Source organism: Streptomyces sp. NPDC001156 (assembly GCF_053598275.1).
This window is the reverse complement of record NZ_JBSFJX010000053.1, coordinates 33,198-53,221: the sequence shown is the minus strand read 5'-3', so window position 1 is coordinate 53,221 and position 20,024 is coordinate 33,198. Positions and strand designations below refer to the sequence as shown.

Genomic DNA, 20,024 nt, shown 5'->3' with positions numbered 1-20,024 from the left:
TGGACCAGGACCTGATCCTGTACCTCTTCGGTACACCCGGCCAGGACCGCTTCTGGTTCATGTGGGACGACCTGGTCCGCGGTGCCATCGGCGCCATCGTCCTGGTCGACACCCGCCGCCTCGCCGACTGCTTCCCCGCGGTCGACTACTTCGAGAACTCGGGCCTGCCCTTCGTCATCGCCCTCAACGGCTTCGACGGGCATCAGCCCTACAACCCCGAAGAGGTCCGCGAGGCACTGCAGATCGGCCCGGACGCCCCGATCATCACGACGGACGCCCGCCATCGCGCGGATGCCAAGAGTGCCCTGATCACCCTGGTCGAGCATGCGCTCATGGCACGTCTGCGGTAGGCGCAGATCGCGGCCGCCGGGCCGGCCCGGCGGATCGCAGGACGCCTGCGGACTGTCCGTGGCTGATCGTGTCATTCCCCGCGCCCCCTTTCATGGGGCGCGGGGAATTCTTTTTCCCGGGCGCCTCCGTGTGCGCCTGTGCACCGAGAAGGGCCCCTCCGTGGCGGAGGGGCCCTTCTCGGACTGCTGAGGGCAAGGCCTAGCCGTGCCAGCTGTGCGGCGCCCGGAAGCCGGGCTCGCGCTCCAGGCGGCGCCACCCGGCCTTCGCGCGGCCGCGATGGGCCGGGGTCGTCAGGGACGGCTGGGCAGCTGCACGGGCCAGCAGGATGGCCGTGATGGCGGCCACTTCCTCAGGCTCGGCATAGCCCTTCTCGACGCGGATGTCAGGGGTGTTCATGGATGTCAGTCTCCGTGAGAGAGAGGTCCGCGGGGTTGCCGCGGAGGGTCCGCTCGGTTACTGCGGGGGGTTGCCGTGCTTGCGGGAGGGCAGGTCCGCGTGCTTGGACTGCAGCATCGCCAGCGACTTGATGAGAACCTCTCGCGTCTCCGCGGGGTCGATGACGTCGTCCACCAGCCCGCGCTCGGCCGCGTAGTACGGGTGCATCAGCTCGGACTTGTACTCCTTGACCATCCGCGCCCGCATGGCCTCCGGGTCCTCGGCGCCCGCGATCTGGCGGCGGAAGATCACGTTGGCCGCGCCCTCCGCGCCCATCACGGCGATCTCGTTGGTCGGCCATGCGTAGGTGAGGTCCGCCCCGATGGACTGGCTGTCCATCACGATGTAGGCGCCTCCGTAGGCCTTGCGCAGGATCAGCGAGATCCGGGGCACGGTCGCGTTGCAGTAGGCGTACAGCAGCTTCGCGCCATGGCGGATGATCCCGCCGTGCTCCTGGTCGACACCGGGCAGGAAACCCGGAACGTCCAGCAGGGTCACCAGCGGGATGTTGAAGGCGTCACACATCTGGACAAAGCGCGCGGCCTTCTCCGATGCCTCGATGTCCAGAACCCCGGCGAGGGTCTGCGGCTGGTTGGCGATGATGCCCACCACCTGGCCGTCCAGCCGGGCCAGCGCGCAGATGATGTTGCGCGCCCACCGCTCGTGGACCTCCAGGTACTCGCCGTCGTCGACGATCTCCTCGATGACCTTCGCCATGTCGTACGGGCGGTTCCCGTCCGCGGGCACAAGGTCCAGCAGGACGTCGCTGCGGCGCTCCACCGCGTCGGCGGCCTCCACCCGCGGCGGGTTCTCCCGGTTGTTCTGCGGCAGCAGCGACAGGAGGTAGCGCACCTCGGCGATGCACGTCTCCTCGTCGTCGTAAGCGAAGTGGCACACGCCGGAGGTCTCGGCGTGCACGTCGGCGCCGCCCAGGCCGTTCTGGGAGATCTCCTCGCCGGTCACGGCCTTGACCACGTCAGGGCCCGTGATGAACATCTGCGAGGTCTCACGGACCATGAAGACGAAGTCCGTCAGGGCGGGGCTGTAGGCCGCGCCGCCCGCGCACGGGCCCAGCATCACGGAGATCTGCGGGATGACGCCGGACGCCTTGGTGTTGCGCTGGAAGATGCCGCCGTAGCCCGCGAGCGCGCTCACACCCTCCTGGATACGGGCGCCCGCGCCGTCGTTCAGCGAGACCAGCGGCGCACCGGCCGCGATGGCCATGTCCATGATCTTGTGGATCTTCGTGGCGTGGGCCTCGCCCAGCGCGCCGCCGAAGATACGGAAGTCATGGGCGTAGACGAACACTGTCCGGCCCTCCACCGTGCCCCAACCGGTGATCACACCGTCGGTGTACGGCTTCTTGGCCTCCAGGCCGAACCCGGACGCCCGGTGCCGACGCAGCTGCTCGACCTCCTGGAAGGACCCTGCGTCCAGGAGCAGTTCGATCCGCTCCCGGGCGGTCAGCTTGCCCTTGGCGTGCTGCGCCTCGGTCGCCTTCTCGCTGGGCCCGGCCACGGCCTGCGCACGGATCTCGTGCAGCTCGGCGACCCGGCCGCGCGCATCCGTGGGCTCGCTCCCGGAACCTACAGCCTCTTCCAAAACGGTCATGTAGCGACCTTATGAAGTCCACCAAGCAAAGCGAGCCGTCCACTCTGTACAGTCTCCAGCCCGTTTTCCTGGTAGCACTGAACAGAATCCCCATCGGATGCAGCCCATCCGACTGCTCAGAGGGCGTGGGCGTTGTAGAGGTCGCACAACAGGCTCGACCGAGAGCAACCTCACATCGCGGGCTCCCGCATGCCATCCTCGGAGTGACACGGGACCCCGAACGGCTGCCCTGGGACCACCCGTCCCGACCGCCGGAGCGGCCGCACACGACCGTCGGACGGTCCACCGTACCCGCCCGCCGGGAGTGCGCCGCGCCGCCACCCCCGACGACGCGACGTCATCGGCGACACGCACCGATGACGTTGAAAATTGAACGGAATAAGTTTACGGTCGAATCTGTTCGCATCGTTGAACGTTAAACAGCTTTGGCTTCGCGGACTGTCCAAGATCGCGAACCGTCCCCCAAAGGAGCAAACACGTCATGGGCATCTTCGGCCGTAAGAGCACCGACACCCCCGCCGCGAGCAACGCCGACCTCGCCGCGCTGACCGGCACCTACACCCTGGACCCGTCCCACTCGACGATCGGCTTCGTGGCCCGCCACGCCATGGTCACGAACGTCAAGGGCGGCTTCCAGGACTTCGAGGGCACGCTGCACCTGGACGGCTCGGACCCGTCGAAGTCCACCGCCTCGATCGACGTCAAGATGGACAGCATCGAGACGGGCTCCGCCGACCGCGACAACCACCTCAAGAGCGCGGACTTCTTCAAGATCGAGGACCACCCGCAGATGACGTTCCGCTCCACCAAGGCGGAAGCGCTGGGCGGCGACGACTACCGGATCACCGGCGACCTCAGCATCCTCGGCACCACCAAGCAGATCACCATCGACCTCGAGTTCAACGGCGCCGCCAAGGACCCGTTCGGCAACGAGCGCGTCGGCTTCGAGGGCAAGGCGGAGATCCTGCGCTCGGAGTGGGGCCTGACCTGGAACGCGGCCCTGGAGACGGGCGGTGTGCTGATCTCCGACAAGATCAAGCTGGTCTTCGACCTCTCGGCGATCAAGCAGGCCTGACCCGCAGGTCCATCGAGCGCCCACCCAGGCGCACGCGAACGCGCCCGCCTTCCACTCCCCGTCTGTGGAAGGCGGGCGCGCCGTTTGTGCGGCTCGCTGTCCGACCCGGACCGGACGGGTGGGCCGGCCGGTTCAGAAGCGTCTCTGATTGGCTTAGCGAGCCTGAGCGTTGCTCAGCCTTGGGAGCCAATCGCCTTCGTGCCCTGGTACTGAACGACAGGAGCCGCCAGCCCGCGTGGCACGTCCCTCCGGACGCCGGTCGACCGGGCCGCAAGACCCGACCGAGGAGGGTGCCCGACGTCGCCTGGGCGCCGGGCGTGCGCGTAGCACTCTGCCACAGGTTCACTACGCTTCGCTAATCCAACTGGTTAGCCTCCGCCGAAGTCGCCGCCGCCCCCGCCGAAGTCCCCTCCCCCACCGTCGCCGAAGCCGCCGCCGAAATCGCCGGGGTCGAAGTTCGCGCCCGACATGTCGCCGCCCTCGTAACCGCCGTCATAGCCACCGAAGTCGCCGTATCCGGCGCCGTAGTCGGCCGCGTACGAGGGGGTGGCCATCATGTTGCCGAGCAGGGTGCCCACCAGCAGCCCCGGCAGGATGCCGCCGCCGAAGTAGCCACCCGCCCAGGGGCCGTAGGCGGGGCCCGCGTCCCAGTACGGACGGCGGCCGTACTCGGTGTCCACCTCGCGGACCGCGGGGTCGCGGCCGTCGGCCAGCCTGGCCTGGTCCGCGGCGCAGACCGGAACCTCGCGGGGCGCGCCACCGGCGGGGGTCCAGGTCGCGTCGGCCACGGACGGGCCGTGGCGGGGGTCGAAGAAGCACGGCGGCCTGCGCTCGGGCAGGGGACGGCCGGTCCGCCGGGCGGCGAGCAGAGCCAGCGAGAAGCGGCCGTCCGCCAGCGCCTCCGTCACCGGCTTCACGTCCTCCGGGCGCTGGGCCGCGGCCATGAACGACTTCGCCTGCTCGTAGGCGTCCAGCGCCCGCTCGTAGTCCGCGCGCATCGCGTCGTCCGCGCCGGGCTGCGCCGGGTGGAAGTCGAGGCGGTCCAGTTCCTCACCGAAGGCGGTGATGTCCTCGTCGACCACGACCCGCAGCTTCTCCAGCGCGGCGCGCTGCTCCTCCTCCCGGCGGCGCCGGCTGCGCCGTACGAGCGCGTAGGCGCCCACGCCACCGGCCACCAGTACCGCGCCGACGGTGATCAGCGCGGTGGACGAGACCTCGCTCCGGCCGCTCGAAGTGCCCCAGGACGACGGTGCGTGGCCCCGGACGCTGACCAGGGCCCGGTCGGTGAAGTCGGTCAGCTGGGCCTTGGCGCTCTCGCCCTGGACGCTGGTGACCAGGTTCTGCACGGCGGTGCGGGGCAGCACCGAGGAGTCAGCCCTGGCGTCGAAGCGGTCGCCGAGCCGGATCGCGTACACACCGGTGATGCCGGTGGCCGTGCGCAGATCGGAGAAGAGGTTCTGGGTGGGGTAGCCGGCCGGCAGGACCACGACGAAGACGGGCTTGCCGGCGTCCTCGATCTTCTTCGCGAGCGCGTCGGTGTCGGCGGTGGACAGCTGCCCGGAGGCCGCCGGATCGACATACACCGGGCCGTGGCGCAGCGAGGCGGCAATGGCCGAGATGTCGGTGGCCGCGTACGCATGGGCGGCTCCGGTGGACAGGATCGTCAGGGCGGCCATGACCAGGGCGACCAGGGGGACGGCGAGTCCTCGGACCAGCGCGGTCTTCATACTTCGACGCTACCCGACGGCACCCGGAACCGGACGCCGGGCCCGGGGGTGTGCCCCGGTGCGGCACGTGCGGGGCGAACCGGCGGCCGGCGGCCCGTGGCGGGGAGACCGGCGCCGTCGGCCCCGGAGACTGGTGTGCCCGGCGGGCGGCACATGCGCGCTGTGCCGCCCGCCGGGGGAGCCACCGTGCCGTCACGCCGCCCGGTATGCCTCGGTCAGCTTCATGACCGCGGCCCGGTACTTACCCGTCAGCAGCAGATGGTCCGCGTCCGCGAACGGCCCGGAGACCGCCGCCGTGATCCCGGATCCGACCTTCTGCTGGACGAGCAGCCGCGCCTTGGCCACGATCTCCTGGCCCGCCCGCGCGGACCCTGACTTCTCGGCCACGGCGGCGGCGTGTTCCAGCGCCTTCAGGGTCGCCGTACCGCCGGCCGGGGTCTTGGTGAGCGTGGTCAGTCCCCAGCCGTAGGGGAACTGCGGGTCGTACGAGGAGTCGCCGACGTTGATCGGCAGCTGTGCCTCGGACTTCGGCCAGGTGACCGGGAGCCGGCCGGTGAACGGGCGCTTGCCGTAGAGCACGTCGGCGACGCCGTCGCCCTCGGTGCCCGGCAGCCAGGAGGCCACCAGGGCGTCGATCTTGCCCAGCTGGTCGCCGATCAGCTGCGGCCGTCCGGAGACGATCAGCACAGCGCACTTCATGGCGCCGCACACCTTGTCCACGGCGGCCTTGTCGGCGGCGGACAGCTCCAGGGAGTGTCCGTTGCCGACGTCGCCGACGCCCTCGGCGTACGGGGTCTCACCGACGACGACCACGCCGACGTCGTAGCCGTTCAGCGGTGCCGAGGCGTCCTTGGAGTAGGTGACGTCTCCCCCGGCCTTGCGCATCGCCTGCAGGATGGTCGTGCCCTGGGTGTGGTTGCCGGAGGCGCCCTGCCAGGTGATGGTCCAGCCGCCGGTCTGGTTGCCGAGGTCGTCGGCGTTGGAGCCGGCGACGTACACCTTCTGGCTCTGCTTCAGCGGCAGCACGCCGTTCGCGTTCTTGAGCAGCACCTGGGACTCGGCGGCCGCCTGTCGGGCCACGGCCCGGTGCTCGGCGGAGCCGATCCGAGCGGCGCCGCTCGTGTCGGCGTACGGGTGCTCGAACAGGCCCAGCTTGAACTTCTGCGTCAGGATGCGCGAGACGGCGTCGTCGATCCGCTTCTCGCTGACGCGGCCCGCTTGCACCTCGCTGATCAGAGCCGTACGGAAGTCCTTGTACGTGTACGGCACCATCATCATGTCGACGCCCGCGTTGACCGCGGTGCGGACGTGGGACCCGTAGTCGCCGGGGAGCTGGTCGATGGCGTTCCAGTCGCTGATGACGAAGCCGTCGAAGCCCATCCGGTTCTTGAGCACGCCGTTGATCATGTCGCCGCGGGCGTGCATCTTCACCGGGCCCTGGCCGTCGCCGAGGATGTCCAGCGAGGAGTACGACGGCATGACCGAGCCGATGCCGCGGTCGACCGCCGTCTGGTAGGGCGCCAGGTGGATGTCCTCCAGCTGCTGGCGGGTGACCTTGGTGACACCCTGGTCGATCTTGTACGACCCCGTCGTCGAGGAGCCGTACTCGGTGCCGCCGTCGCCGACGAAGTGCTTGGCGGTGGCCAGGACCTTGTCGTCGCGGCTCAGGTCCTTGCCGTCGGCGCGCCCCTGGAGGCCCTGGATGACCGTCTCCATGGACTCGACGAGGGCCGGGTCCTCACCGAAGGACTCGTAGGAGCGGCCCCAGCGCTCGTCGCGCGTGACGCACAGGCAGGGCGCGAAGTCCCAGGGGATACCGGTGGCACGTACCTCACTGGCCGTCACCGCACCGGCCTTCTCGGCCAGTTTCGGGTCCCTCGTGGCTCCGATGCCGATGTTGTGCGGCATGATCGTGGCGCCGGCCAGGTTGTTGTGGCCGTGGACCGCGTCGACTCCGTAGATCAGCGGGATCTGGAACCGGGTCGCCTGCGCCCTCAGCTGGAAGGAGTCGATCATCTTCGCCCACGCCTCGGGGGTGTTGGGCGTCGGGGTCGAGCCGCCGCCGGACAGCAGCGAGCCCAGGGCGTACGCGGCGATGTCGCCCTGTGAGGTGAGGCCGGCGCGCTCGGCCTGGGTCATCTGGCCGGCCTTCTCCTCCAGGGACATGCGCGAGACCAGGTCCGCGACCCGCTTGCGCACCGGCAGTTTGCTGTCCAGGTACGGCAGGCCGTGGGCGTCGATGACGACCTGGGGGGTCTCGGTGGGGGCCTTGGCACCCGTGACGGTCAGCTTGAGCGGGATCGTCTTGGCGGCCGCGGCGCTCTTGTCCTTGCGGGTGGCGACCTCGATGGTGCGCGAGGTCCCGGAGACCGTCCCGGCCGGGAAGGTCACGGTGCCCGCGACGGGGGCGTAGTCGGTGCCCGGCGCGGCGGACCCGCCGGCCGTCTCGTACGCGACGGTGACGGGCTCGTCGAGGGGTGCGGTACCGGTGGTGCCGACGGAGACCGTCACCCGCGCCGTGCCGCCCGCCCTGACCGGGTAGACGGCGGAGTCCGTGGTGACGGAGGCCCGCAGGGACTGGTCGGCCTTGCCGTACAGCTCGACGTCGTCCATGGCGAACTGCCCCTTGACGCCTACCGGGAGCGTGAGGGCGTAGCCCCACATCTGGGTCAGCCCGAGGACGTGGTCGATGCCGCCGACAGGCTGGTAGTCCGTGCGATAAGTGAAGGCGGTGAAGGGGATCTCGATCTGTTTCCAGCCGGTGAAGTCATCGTTGAACGAGGTGGTCCACAGCTCCGAGGCCTCGCCGTTCGCACCGCCGTCCTTGATCTCGAAGGCGATCTTCTTGCCGTTGTTCTGGCCGTCCCACCAGAAGCGTATGCCCTTGTGGGCGGACCAGTCGTGGGCCGGTTGGTCGGCCGCGAAGTCGTGGGTGAAGCCGCCGTAGCCGCTGATGTCGTAGGTGCCGGCGAGGACCTTGGCGCCCTCGGGGGCGTCCGTACGGCCGGCGAACTGCAGCGCCGGCGGGTCGTCGGCGTCGCTGCCCCAGGTGAAGATGCCGTCGGCGGGCTGGCTCGCGAAGGGCACCTCGCCCTCGAAGCGGTCGACGGGAACGGGGGCCGGGTCGTCGGCGCCGGACGCCGGCCCGGCGGTGGTGAGCGGGAACAGGGCGGTGAGCAGGGTGGCGGAGGCGATCAGGGCGGTTCTTCGCATGGACCTTCCCCTTGGCTCTGGTAGTCCGCAGGCGTGAGCTTACGACTTAGATCAGGGCGTGAGTTAACTGGTGCACCGGGAAACCGTCAAGACTTCACGTCAGAACAGGTACAGACCTAAGTCCCGGCCGGATCAGGGACGTTGTTCCTTCGGAAACTGAACGCGCACCCTCTTGACGCGGCCGCGGCGCCGTCATTTACTCACGCCTCGCACGCCCCCTAGTCCCCCACACCGAAAGGGCGGCGCACCATGAGACCACCGCTGCGCGCGGTTCATCTGCTCCTCGCCGGACTCCTCACCACCGCGGGCCTGTCCGCGGCGGGCACCGCCCCCGCGCATGCCGCCGGGGAACAGATCACGGCCTGGCTGACCACGACCGACGACTCCGGCGGACGCCATGTGGTGCGCGGGCTCCAGGCGCAGACCCCGTTCGCCTTCCAGTCGGGTGCCGGGGGCGGCGGCGAGAACATCACGGTCGACGAGAACACCCGCTACCAGACGTTCACCGGCGGCGGGGCGTCCTTCACGGACACCGCGGCCTGGCTCATGAACAGCAGCGGGGCGCTCTCGCAGGCGACGCGGGACGCCACGATGCGGAAGCTGTTCTCGCCGACGGACGGCATCGGGCTGTCCTTCCTGCGCAATCCGATGGGCGCCTCCGACCTGGCGCGCTTCGGCTACACCTACGACGACGTACCGGCCGGGCAGACGGACCCGAACCTCACCAAGTTCTCGATCGCGCACGACCTGGCGGACGTGGTTCCGCTGACGAAGCAGGCGCTCCAGCTCAACCCCTCGCTGACGGTCATGGCCACGCCGTGGACGGCGCCCGCCTGGATGAAGGACAGCGGGCAGCTCAACGGGGGCTGGCTGAAGGCGGAGGACTACGGAGCCTACGCCTCGTACTTCGCGAAGTACCTCCAGGCCTACCGCGACCAGGGCGTTCCCGTCTCCTACGTCACGGCCCAGAACGAGCCGACGTGCTGCTCGGGCTATCCGTCGATGAGCTGGAACGCGTCCGGGCTCGCGTACTTCACGAAGAGCGAACTGCTGCCCAAGCTGCAGGCGGCGAGCCTGTCCACGAAGGTGCTCGCGCACGACTGGAACTGGGACGTGTACGACTCGTACGCCGCGCAGACGGTGGACGACGCGGCGGTCCGCTCGCACCCGAACTTCGGCGGCATCGCCTGGCACGGGTACGGCGGTGACGTCACGAAACAGACGACCGTCCACAACCAGTACCCGCAGCTGGACGCGTTCGGCACGGAGCACTCGGGTGGCACCTGGATCGCCAACCAGCAGCGCGAGGACATGCTCAACATCGTCGACTACACGCGCAACTGGGCGAAGTCCGTGACGAAGTGGTCGCTCGCGGTGGACCAGAACATGGGCCCGCACAACGGCGGTTGCGGCACCTGCACCGGCCTGATCACGGTCCACAACGGGGACGGTGCGAGCGGGACGGTCGACTACACGGTCGAGTACTACACGATGGGCCACCTGACGAAGTTCGTACGGCCGGGCGCGCAGCGCATCGCCTCGACGGCGAGCTCGGCGGTGCCGAACGTGGCCTGGCGCAACCCCGACGGTTCCAAGGCGCTGATCGCGTACAACGACGCCTCCTCGGCGAAGACAGTGACGATCAACTGGGGTGGGCAGCACGCGACGTACTCCCTGCCGGGCAAGACGTCGGCGACGTTCACCTGGTCGGGGACGCAGTCGGGCAGCGGCGAGCAGTCGGGGGCGTTCGTGGGCCTGGCCGGCAAGTGCCTGGACGTGGCGGGCGCGTCGAGCGCCAATGGCACGGCCGTTCAGCTGTACGACTGCAACGGGACGAGCGCCCAGCAATGGACGGTGAAGGCCGACGGGTCGATCCAGGCGCTCGGGAAGTGCCTTGACGTGTCCGGCGGTTCGACGGCCGACGGGGCCAAGGTGCAGTTGTACGACTGCAATGGCACCGGAGCCCAGCGGTGGTCGTACAACTCGTCGACGGGTGATGTGGTCAATTCGGCGGCGAACAAGTGCCTCGACGTGACGGACAACTCGTCGGCGAACGGGGCCCGGGCGCAGATCTGGTCGTGCACGGGTGCGGCCAACCAGAAGTGGCGACTGCAGTAGCCGAGGGGTGACGGTGCGCGCCGCCCCTCGTGGACGGGGGCGGCGCGCATACGACGGACGATCCGGCGCCGTCCCCTTCCGTCGGGCCAGTCTCGACCGGTCGCGGGCCGGCCAGATCTGGGCCGACGACCGTGTCGTGAGCCGCGGCGAGTTCGAGAAGCTCGCCGCGGACTCCTGCTGAGGCCCGCCGGGCCGCTACTCCGCCGGCTCCACACCGGCCCGCAGCAGGCCGTAGGTGTAGGCGTCCTCCAGCGCCTGCCAGGAGGCCGCGATCACGTTGTCCGCGACGCCGACCGTGGACCACTCGCCCTTGCCGTCCGAGGTGGAGATCAGCACACGGGTCGTGGACTGCGTGCCGTGCTTGCCCTCCAGGATGCGGACCTTGTAGTCGACCAGCTCGAACGCGGCGAGCTGGGGGTAGATCTTCTCCAGGGCGACCCGCAGGGCGCGGTCCAGGGCGTTGACCGGGCCGTTGCCCTCCGCCGTCGCGACGATGCGCTCGCCCTTCGCCCAGAGCTTGACCGTGCCCTCGTTGGCGTGGGTGCCGTCGGGGCGGTCCTCGACGATGGCCCGCCAGGACTCGGTGCGGAAGTAGCGCAGCGGCGCGCCCGCCACCTCCTCGCGCAGCAGCAGCTCGAACGAGGCGTCCGCCGCTTCGTACGAGTAGCCCTTGAGCTCCCGCTCCTTCACCCGCTCCACGACCCGGCCGACCAGTTCCCGGTCGCCGCCCAGGTCGACCCCCAGCTCCTTGCCCTTGAGCTCCACCGACGCGCGGCCCGCCATGTCGGAGACCAGCATCCGCATGGTGTTGCCCACGAGCTCGGGGTCGATGTGCTGATACAGGTCGGGGTCCACCTTGATCGCGGACGCGTGCAGTCCGGCCTTGTGGGCGAAGGCGGAGACACCCACATAGGGCTGGTGCGTGGACGGCGTGAGGTTGACCACCTCGGCGATCGTGTGCGAGATGCGCGTCATCTCGCGCAGCCTGCCCACGGGCAGCACCTTCTTGCCGTACTTCAGTTCCAGGGCCGCCACCACCGGGAAGAGGTTCGCGTTGCCCACCCGCTCGCCGTAGCCGTTGGCCGTGCACTGCACGTGCGTGGCGCCCGCGTCCACCGCCGCCAGGGTGTTGGCGACGGCGCACCCCGTGTCGTCCTGCGCGTGGATGCCGAGCCGGGCGCCCGTGTCCGCGAGGACCGTCGACACCACCGCCTGGACCTGGGCCGGCAGCATCCCGCCGTTGGTGTCGCAGAGGATCACCACGTCCGCGCCCGCCTCCGACGCCGCGCGGACCACCGACTTCGCGTACTCCGGGTTGGCCCGGTAGCCGTCGAAGAAGTGCTCGCAGTCGACGAAGACCCGGCGGCCCTCGGCCCGCAGATGAGAGACCGTGTCGCGGATCATCTCCAGGTTCTCGTCGAGCGTCGTGCGCAGGGCCAGTTCGACATGGCGGTCATGGGACTTCGCGACCAGGGTGATCACCTGTGCACCCGAGTCCAGCAGTGCCTTGACCTGCGGGTCCTGTGCCGCCTTGCCGCCGGCCCGGCGCGTCGCGCCGAAGGCGACGAGCTGGGCGTGCCGGAAGTCGATCTCCTCCTGGGCCCGCGCGAAGAACTCCGTGTCCCGCGGGTTGGCGCCGGGCCAGCCGCCCTCGATGAAGCCCACGCCGAAGTCGTCCAGGTGCCGTGCGATGGCCAGCTTGTCCGCGACGGTGAGGTTGATGCCCTCGCGCTGCGCACCGTCGCGCAGCGTCGTGTCGAAGACGTGGAACGAGTCGTCGAGCTCGCTGGTTTCCGTCATGGTCTCAAGGCTCCTGATTTGATCTCGGTCTACCGGAATGACCGGTTCCACCGTCCCCCCATAGTCCCTCGCGCGTGCCTCCCAGCTGAAGGTGGGCCAGGAAAACGAAAAACCTCTCGCGGGTGCGAGAGGTCTGCGCGCGGGTCGAGGACGACGGTGGCCGCCCGTACCTGGTCGTACGTAGCGGTCACTGCGGACCGGCGCGCCTGCTGCCAATAATCATGGCGAACGAGAGCACGGCGGCAGTCTGGCACAATCCACCCTCGCGCTCACCGCTGTCTCAGGATGCGGTCGTCAACGAGGACGACTCGGAGGTGCTCACCCGGGTCAAATCCAGGTCCCGCGTCTCCCTCATGGTGACATAGACCACAAGGGACACCGCCGCACAGCCCGCCACGTACCAGGAGAAGCCGGACTCCACGCCCGCGTCCTTGAACCACAGCGCCACGTATTCCGCCGTCCCTCCGAAGAGCGCGTTGGCGAGGGCGTACGGCAGGGCGACGCCCAGGGTCCGGACGCCCGTGGGGAACAGTTCCGCCTTCACACAGGCGTTGATCGAGGTGTACCCCGTGACCACGACCAGGGCGAGCAGGGACAGGCCCAGCGCCGGCCAGAAACTGCTCGCGCGCTTCAGCAGCGTCATGATCGGGACCGTCAGGAAGGTGGAGCCGACCGCGAAGGTGATCAGTAGCGGACGGCGGCCGATCCGGTCGGCGAGTCGGCCGGCCGGCGGTTGGAGGCAGGCGAAGACGATCAGCGCGGTGAAGGAGACGAGGGTCGCCGTCTCCTTGGACAGACCCGCCGAGTTGGACAGGTACTTGGTCAGATAGGTGGTGTACGTGTAGTACGCGACCGTGCCGCCCATGGTCAGAGCGATCACCAGCAGGGCCTCGCGCCGGTGCCGCCACAGCGCGCGCAGCGAGCCGCGCTCCGCGCCGCCGGTCTCGCCGGCCTCGTAGACCTCGGTCTCCAGCATGTTCCGGCGCAGATAGAAGACGACCGCCGCGCCCAGCGCACCCACCACGAACGGGATACGCCAGCCGTAGCTGTGCAGTGCGTCGTCGGACATCGTGCGCTGGAGGACGATCTGGAGGCCGAGACCGACGATCTGGCCCGCGGTCATCGACACGTACTGGAAGCTGGAGGCGAACCCGCGCCGCGCCGGGTCGGACGCCTCGGTGAGGTAGGTGGCGCTGGCCGCGTACTCGCCGCCCACCGACAGGCCCTGCAGCAGGCGGGCGACGAGCAGCACGAGCGCGCCGCCGTACCCCGCGACGGCGTAGGTCGGCGCGACGGCGATGAGGATCGCCGAGGCGGACATCAGCGTGACCGTGAGGGTCAGGGCGGCCTTGCGCCCTCTGCGGTCACCGATCCGGCCGAGCAGCCAGCCGCCGACCGGACGCATGAAGAAACCGACCGCGAAGATGCCCGCCGTGTTCATCAGCTGGGCCGTGGGGTTCCCGTCCGGGAAGAAGGTCCCGGCGAAGTAGGTGGCGAAGCTCGCGTAGACGAACCAGTCGTACCACTCCACCATGTTGCCGGCCGAGCCGATCCAGATCCTCTTCCAGTGCTCTCGTCCCATGGCCCGTAACGTGCCCGTCGTTCGCGAATGCGACAAGAGCGCGTCGGGTGTTGTCCATCGCGTTCACGCCACCGGGGGGTGCCGGCCTCCGGCGGCCGATCAGGTGTCCGGATTTTCCGGCCGCCCCAGGGACTCGTCTCAGGTGTCCGGATTCCCCGGCCGCCCCAGGAACTCGTCCAGGAACTCCCGTACATGGCCGAGGATCTGCTCCCGGTCGGTGCCGCGCAGGCCGATCGCCACGTGGATGGAGAAGCCGTCGAGCAGGGCGCGCAGCCGGGCGGCGAAGCGGTCGGCGTCGACGGGCCGGAACTCGCCGCGCGAGACGCCCTCCGCGATCAGGGCGACCAGGTCGCGGTGCCAGGCGCGCTCGATGGCGGCCTGCCGGTCGCGGGCGTCGTCGTCGGCGTTCTGCGAGCGGTTCCACACCTCCAGCCAGAGCGTCCAGTGCGGGTCGCGGTGGCCGTCCGGGACGTAGAGGTCAACGTAGGCGTCGAGGCGCTCGCGGGCAGTCACCCCGCGGCTGAGCAGCCGTCCGCGCTCGGCGCCGAGCCGGCCCTCGCTCCACTCGAGGGCCCGCAACAGCAGTTCGTCCTTGGAACGGAAGTAGTAGAGCAGATGGCCGCTGCTCATCCCGACCTCGCGCCCGAGCGCGGCCATGGTGAGCTTTTCCAGACCGCGCTCGGCGATCATCTCCATGGCGGCGGCGAGGACGTCCTCGCGGGGCGGGGCGGACTGCCGGCTGCGGGTCATCCGGTCGCCTCCACGTCCTGTGCTGCGTGCACCCGGAAGGCGTCCGGGACGAGCCGGGTCTCGTGTCCGCCCGAGCAGACGGAGGCCGCTACGGCGGCCTCTGCCGCGCAGGAACAGACGCTGGTGACCCCATGGTCGGGGCAGGCGGCGCGGCAGCCGCCGAGGCGGGAGACGCCGAGGTCGTCGATCGCCGGCCGTTCGGGGCGCCCCGGCATCTCGTCGGGCCGGCGAACCGGCGCGGTCAGCCGTCTTCCGCGGGTGGCGCGGAGCATCACATTCACCGGAACGTTCTATCCGAGGGCCGTCTTCGGCTGCTGCTGGGTGATGCAGTGGATGCCGCCCCCGGCCGCGAAGATCGTCCGGGCGTCGACGAGCGTCACCGTCCGCTCGGGGAACAGCCGGCGGAAGATCCCGGCGGCGATCTCGTCCCGAGGGTCGTCGAAGCCGCACAGCACCACTCCGCCGTTGCAGAGGTAGTGGTTGATGTAGGAGTAGTCGGCCCAGTGGCCGTCGGCCTCCAGGACGGTGGGGGCGGGGACCTCGACGACCTCCAGGCGGCGGCCCCGGGCGTCGGTGGCGGACCTCAGGATCCCGATCACCTCTTTCGTCACCTCGTGGTCGGGGTGGGCCGGGTCCGGCTGGTGGTGGGCGACGACCACGCCGGGGCGGGCGAACGCGGCGACGATGTCGACATGGCCGAGGGTGCCGAAGCCGTGCGGAGGGTAGTCGGCGATCAGGCCGCGCGGCAGCCAGATCGCCTTGCGGGTGCCGAGGTGGGCGTGGATCTCCGCCTCCACCTGCTCCTTCGTCCAGTGCGGGTTGCGTTCGGGGCCGAGCTGGACCGTCTCGGTGAGCAGGACCGTCCCCTCGCCGTCGACGTGGATCGCGCCGCCCTCGTTGACCAGCTTCGAGGCGTACGTCCGGGCGCCCGCAAGGTCCGACACATACGCGGCGATCTTGGCGTCGTGCTCCCAGCGGGCCCAGCTCTGGGCGCCCCAGCCGTTGAACGTCCAGTCCACGGCGGCCAGTCCGCCCTTCCCGTCGGTGAGGAAGGTCGGGCCGATGTCACGCATCCAGGCGTCGTCGAGGTCGCGTTCGACGGTGTCGATCCCCGGGCCGAGGAGGGTACGGGCCTCAGCCGAGCGGCCCGGACCGCAGACCACGGTGACCGGCTCGAAGCGGCGCACGGCGCGGGCCACCGCCGCCCAGGCGCTCTCGGATGCCGCCAGGGCCTCGGGGTCGTCGAAGGTCGGGTTGGGGCCCGGCCACGCCATCCAGGTGCGCTCGTGCGGGGCCCACTCGGCAGGCATGCGGAAGCCGTCGGCGGCGGGGGTGGTCATGTCTGACGTCCTCACAGGAAGTACAGGCGGTTGAGGGAGACGGACTCGACCGGCTCGGAGCGCAGCGGATCGCCGTCGAGAGTCACCAGGCCGGAGCGCTGGTCGACGTCGACCGTTCCGGTACGGGCGTTGAGGCGCAGGTCGGCGGGGCCGATCCCACGGGTGCCCCGGACGGCGACCCGTCGCCTTCGGGTCGGCATCCGGTCGCCCTCCTGCTCGGCGGCCGCTCGGGCGACGAAGGCCACGGAGAGGTCGGCGGGGGTCGCTCCGTGCGCCCCGAACTGGGGTCCCAGCACGAGGGGTTCGCAGGTGTCGGTGGCCGCGTTGGGGTCGCCGACCACTCCGTACGCCGGGAAGCCAGCCTTCAGCACGAGCTGCGGTTTGGCCCCGAAGTACTCCGGTCGCCACAGCACGATGTCGGCCAGCTTGCCCACCTCGATCGAGCCCACCTCGTGCGAAAGGCCGTGCGCGATCGCGGGGTTGATCGTCAGCTTCGCGATGTAGCGCAGGACGCGGGCGTTGTCGTCGTCCGGGCCGTCGCCCTCCAGGGGACCCAGCTCGGCCTTCATCTTCCCGGCCATGGCGAAGGTGCGGCGCACGGTCTCGCCGGCGCGGCCCATGCCCTGCGCATCGGACGAGGTGATGCCGATCGCGCCGAGATCGTGCAGCACGTCCTCCGCCCCCATGGTTCCGGCACGGATGCGGTCGCGGGCCATGGCCGCGTCGCCGGGCAGGTCGGTCTTGAGGTCGTGGACGGAGACGATCATGCCGTAGTGCTCGGCGACGGCGTCCCGGCCGAAGGGCAGCGTCGGGTTGGTCGAGGAGCCGATGACGTTTGGGACACCGGCCATCTTCAGGACGTTGGGCACATGACCGCCGCCGCAGCCCTCTATGTGGAAGGCGTGGATGGTCCGCCCCTCGAGGACCTTGAGCGTGTCCTCGACGGACAGGCATTCGTTGAGGCCGTCACTGTGCAGGGCGACCTGGACGTCGTGTTCCTCGGCCACGCGCAGCGCGGTGTCGAGGGCGCGGGTGTGGGCGCCCATGTCCTCGTGCACCTTGAAACCGCAGGCGCCGCCCTCGGCCAGCGCCTCGGTCAGGGGCGCGGGGTCGGACGACGAGCCCCGGCCGAGGAAGCCGATGTTGACCGGCCAGGCGTCGAAGGCGTTGAACGCGTGCCGCAGCGCCCACGGCGAGTTGACGCCGACGCCCCACACCGGGCCGAACTCCTGCCCGATGATCGTGGTCACGCCGGAGGCCAGCGAGGCCTCCATGATGCGCGGCGACAACAGGTGGACGTGCGTGTCGATGGCCCCGGCGGTGGCGACCAGCCCCTCGCCGGAGACGATCGAGGTACCCGTGCCGACCACGACGTCGACCCCGTCGAGGGTGTCCGGGTTCCCGGCCCGGCCGATCGCGTGGATCCGGCCCTCCCGGATGCCTATGGAGACCTTCCGGATTCCCTGCGTCGCGTCGATCACCAGCACGTTGCTGATGACGATGTCACAGGTGTCGCGTACGGCCGTGGCCTTGAGGTGCAGCCCGTCACGGGCGGTCTTGCCGAAGCCGGCGAGGAACTCGTCGCCGTACTTCTGCGCGTCGGACTCGACACGGACCACCAGACCCGAGTCGCCGAGACGGACACGGTCGCCGACCCGGGGGCCGTGGGTGGCCGCGTAGGCGTAGGGGTTCATCGGCCGGCTCCCAGATATCCGCAGGCGGCGGCCCGCCGCAGGGCCTCTTCCTTCGCTCCGGGCTCGTCCAGCGGGCCGTCGACGAGACCCGCGAAACCGATCGCGACCCGGCCGCCGCCGATCGGCACGAGCCCGACCTCGACGGTCTCCCCCGGCCCGAACCGGACGGACGACCCGGCGGGCACGGCGAGCCGCATGCCGTAGGCGTCGGCACGCGCGAAGTCGAGTCTTGGGTTGGCCTCGAAGAAGTGGAAGTGGGAGGTGACGGAGACCGGGACCGTGGCGGTGTTGGTCACGGGCACCCGCACGACCGCCTCCGGCTCGGCGTGCACGGGCCCCGGGAGCAGCGCTCCGGGGGCCTGTTCCCCGAGCCCTTGTCCGATGGGGTCGGAGACCACCGCGAGCCGTGACCCGTCGTCGAAGACCGCCTCGACGTGCACCTCGGTGACGACGTCCGCGACACCCGGCAGCACATCGTCCGGACCGAGTACGGACCGCGCCGCCTCGATGGCCTCGGCGAGCCGCTTCCCGTCCCGGGCGGCCTCGCAGACGGTGTCGGCGATCAGCGCGGTGGCCTCCGGCACGTTCAGCCTCAGACCCCGGGCCCGCCGCGCGCGAGCGAGCTCGGCGGCTCCGAACAGCAGCAGCCGGTCACGTTCCGTGGGGGTGAGTCTCACGCAGCGGCACCTCCTTGATTCCCAGACTTTAGAGCGTTGCTCTAAGCGCGCTCTCACTCTAGACGCTGGTATCAGGGAACGGAACTCCTGCGATGGCCGACACAGATCACACTGCTTTGAGCGGTGCTCTAAGTCAGGCGCAGCCGAGGGTGACCATGTTCGTCCCGCGACATCACCCGACTGCACCCGGTGCGGGCAAGGCCCGAGACGCGGGGGGGCATGGCGGACGCGGCGAACAGCAGCAGAGGGGTACATGCGGCGAGCAGCGCGAGGCTCTGCGGCCGACGCGGCGCGTGTGACGCGGTGAGGTCGTTACGCCTCGAACGAACCGCCGGGCCGCCCAGACGCAATGTAATGGGCGGGCCCGGCGGTTCTTTAGACGCTCAGCCGAGCTGGTGCATCCAGCCGTGTGTGTCCTCGCGGGTGCCGCGCTGGAGGTCCAGCAGGGCATCGCGGAGGGCGAGGGTGACCTTGCCCGGCTCGCCGTCCTGCTGCTTCCACTCGGCACTCGCGCGCTTGACCGTACCCACCGGGGTGATCACCGCTGCGGTGCCGCAGGCGAAGACCTCGGTGAGGGTGCCGTTCTCGGAGTCGGCCTGCCACTGGTCGATGGAGACGCGGCCCTCCTCGGCCTCGTAGCCGAGGTCGCGGGCGACGGTGAGAAGGGAGTCGCGGGTGACACCCTCGAGGATCGAGCCGGTCAGCGAGGGGGTGACGATCCTGTCCCCGTACACGAAGTACAGGTTCATGCCGCCGAGCTCCTCGACCCACTTGTGCTCTACGGCGTCGAGGTAGCAGACCTGGTCGCAGCCCTTGGCGGCGGCCTCGGCCTGGGCGAGCAGGGAGGCCGCGTAGTTGCCGCCCGTCTTGGCGTCGCCCATGCCGCCGGGGACGGCGCGGACCCGGTCCTCGGAGACCCAGATGGAGACCGGCTTGACGCCGCCGGCGAAGTAGGCGCCGGCCGGGGAGGCGATCACAAGGAACAGGTACTCGTTGGCGGGCTTCACGCCCAGCCCGACCTCGGTGGCGATCATGAACGGGCGCAGGTAGAGCGACTCCTCGCCGCCGTGCGCGGGCACCCACGCCTTGTCCTGCTGGACGAGCGCGTCGCAGGCCTCGATGAACGTCTCGACCGGCAGCTCGGGCATGGCCAGGCGCCGGGCGGAGCGCTGGAAGCGCCGGGCGTTCATCTCCGGGCGGAAGGTGGCGACCGAGCCGTCGGGGCGGCGGTACGCCTTGAGGCCCTCGAAGATCTCCTGCGCGTAGTGCAGGACGTTGGTGGCGGGGTCGAGGGAGATCGGGGCGTACGGGACGAGCTGACCGTCGTGCCAGCCCCGACCCTCGGTCCACTTGATCGTCACCATATGGTCGGTGAAGTGGCGGCCGAACCCGGGGTTGGCCAGGATCGCCTCCCGCTCCGCGTCGGAGAGCGGACTGGCGGAGGGCTTGAGCTCGATCGTGGGCGTCGTCATGTGTGGTTGTCCTTCACCGGTTGTGTTGACGGGCCGCGCTCACGCCCGTCCCGCCATCGGCGGTCGTAGGACGTCCGAGCATTCCCTCATTCCGCGGCTCCTGGTTCGATTATCGCAAGCGAAGAGTCGCCGCCGAAACGGTGTGAATGCGGCCCAAGGGGTAGCCCAGGGGTGCGTCG

The 20,024-nt window shown here is 70.1% G+C and carries 15 protein-coding genes; 3 read left to right on the top strand and 12 right to left on the bottom strand.

Features of this window, described 5'->3' with window-relative positions; translation table 11 throughout:
• On the top strand, positions 1 to 350 hold a 350-nt coding region (locus ACWDA7_RS24310; RefSeq protein ID WP_450606316.1), incomplete at its 5' end, for a GTP-binding protein.
• A gap of 199 nt (positions 351 to 549) precedes the next feature.
• On the opposite strand, the gene ACWDA7_RS24305 is transcribed toward ACWDA7_RS24310, so the two are convergent.
• Positions 550 to 747 (bottom strand): acyl-CoA carboxylase subunit epsilon, encoded by a 198-nt coding sequence (locus tag ACWDA7_RS24305; RefSeq protein WP_450606315.1) that lies wholly within the window; start codon positions 745 to 747, stop codon positions 550 to 552.
• Between the two features lie 57 nt (positions 748 to 804).
• Positions 805 to 2,397: an acyl-CoA carboxylase subunit beta gene (locus ACWDA7_RS24300; RefSeq protein ID WP_450606314.1), complete on the bottom strand. Its 1,593-nt coding sequence runs from the start codon at positions 2,395 to 2,397 to the stop codon at positions 805 to 807.
• 481 nt (positions 2,398 to 2,878) lie between these two features.
• Between ACWDA7_RS24300 and ACWDA7_RS24295 the strand changes: the two genes are divergently transcribed.
• Complete coding sequence (locus ACWDA7_RS24295) at positions 2,879 to 3,472, top strand: YceI family protein (RefSeq protein ID WP_450606313.1); 594 nt, start codon at positions 2,879 to 2,881, stop codon at positions 3,470 to 3,472.
• 368 nt (positions 3,473 to 3,840) lie between these two features.
• Here the strand turns inward: ACWDA7_RS24295 and ACWDA7_RS24290 are convergent, their stop codons facing one another.
• Both ACWDA7_RS24290 and ACWDA7_RS24285 read right to left on the bottom strand, forming a co-directional pair.
• A complete protein-coding gene (locus ACWDA7_RS24290) occupies positions 3,841 to 5,199 on the bottom strand; it encodes a hypothetical protein (RefSeq protein WP_450606312.1) in 1,359 nt (452 codons plus the stop codon).
• Between the two features lie 192 nt (positions 5,200 to 5,391).
• Positions 5,392 to 8,412, bottom strand: a complete 3,021-nt coding sequence (locus ACWDA7_RS24285; RefSeq protein WP_450606311.1) for a glycoside hydrolase family 3 protein — start codon at positions 8,410 to 8,412, stop codon at positions 5,392 to 5,394.
• Between the two features lie 249 nt (positions 8,413 to 8,661).
• On the opposite strand from ACWDA7_RS24285, the gene ACWDA7_RS24280 reads away from it, so the two are divergent.
• Entirely contained in the window at positions 8,662 to 10,530 is a 1,869-nt protein-coding gene (locus tag ACWDA7_RS24280; protein WP_450606310.1) for a ricin-type beta-trefoil lectin domain protein, read from the top strand.
• A 195-nt stretch (positions 10,531 to 10,725) separates the two neighbouring features.
• Here ACWDA7_RS24280 and cimA read toward each other — a convergent pair whose 3' ends face one another.
• The 8 genes from cimA to ACWDA7_RS24240 all read right to left on the bottom strand — a co-directional run bounded on the left by cimA (position 10,726) and on the right by ACWDA7_RS24240 (position 19,845).
• Entirely contained in the window at positions 10,726 to 12,330 is a 1,605-nt protein-coding gene (cimA, locus tag ACWDA7_RS24275) for a citramalate synthase (protein WP_450606309.1), read from the bottom strand.
• 280 nt (positions 12,331 to 12,610) lie between these two features.
• Positions 12,611 to 13,912: an MFS transporter gene (locus tag ACWDA7_RS24270; RefSeq protein WP_450606308.1), complete on the bottom strand. Its 1,302-nt coding sequence runs from the start codon at positions 13,910 to 13,912 to the stop codon at positions 12,611 to 12,613.
• 138 nt (positions 13,913 to 14,050) lie between these two features.
• Positions 14,051 to 14,662 (bottom strand): TetR/AcrR family transcriptional regulator, encoded by a 612-nt coding sequence (locus ACWDA7_RS24265; protein WP_450606307.1) that lies wholly within the window; start codon positions 14,660 to 14,662, stop codon positions 14,051 to 14,053.
• Positions 14,659 to 14,943: a hypothetical protein gene (locus tag ACWDA7_RS24260; RefSeq protein ID WP_450606306.1), complete on the bottom strand. Its 285-nt coding sequence runs from the start codon at positions 14,941 to 14,943 to the stop codon at positions 14,659 to 14,661. Before ACWDA7_RS24260 ends, ACWDA7_RS24265 begins: the two co-directional genes overlap by 4 nt.
• Positions 14,944 to 14,952: 9 nt before the next feature.
• Positions 14,953 to 16,002 (bottom strand): agmatine deiminase family protein, encoded by a 1,050-nt coding sequence (locus ACWDA7_RS24255; protein ID WP_450606305.1) that lies wholly within the window; start codon positions 16,000 to 16,002, stop codon positions 14,953 to 14,955.
• Positions 16,003 to 16,013: 11 nt separating this feature from the next.
• A complete protein-coding gene (locus ACWDA7_RS24250; protein WP_450606304.1) occupies positions 16,014 to 17,696 on the bottom strand; it encodes an urease subunit alpha in 1,683 nt (560 codons plus the stop codon).
• A complete protein-coding gene (ureA, locus tag ACWDA7_RS24245; RefSeq protein ID WP_450606303.1) occupies positions 17,693 to 18,373 on the bottom strand; it encodes an urease subunit gamma in 681 nt (226 codons plus the stop codon). Before ureA ends, ACWDA7_RS24250 begins: the two co-directional genes overlap by 4 nt.
• 383 nt (positions 18,374 to 18,756) lie before the next feature.
• Positions 18,757 to 19,845 carry a branched-chain amino acid aminotransferase gene (locus ACWDA7_RS24240; protein ID WP_450606302.1) on the bottom strand — a complete coding sequence of 363 codons (1,089 nt, stop codon included), beginning with the start codon at positions 19,843 to 19,845 and terminating at the stop codon, positions 18,757 to 18,759.
• Between the last annotated feature and the right edge of the window lie 179 nt (positions 19,846 to 20,024).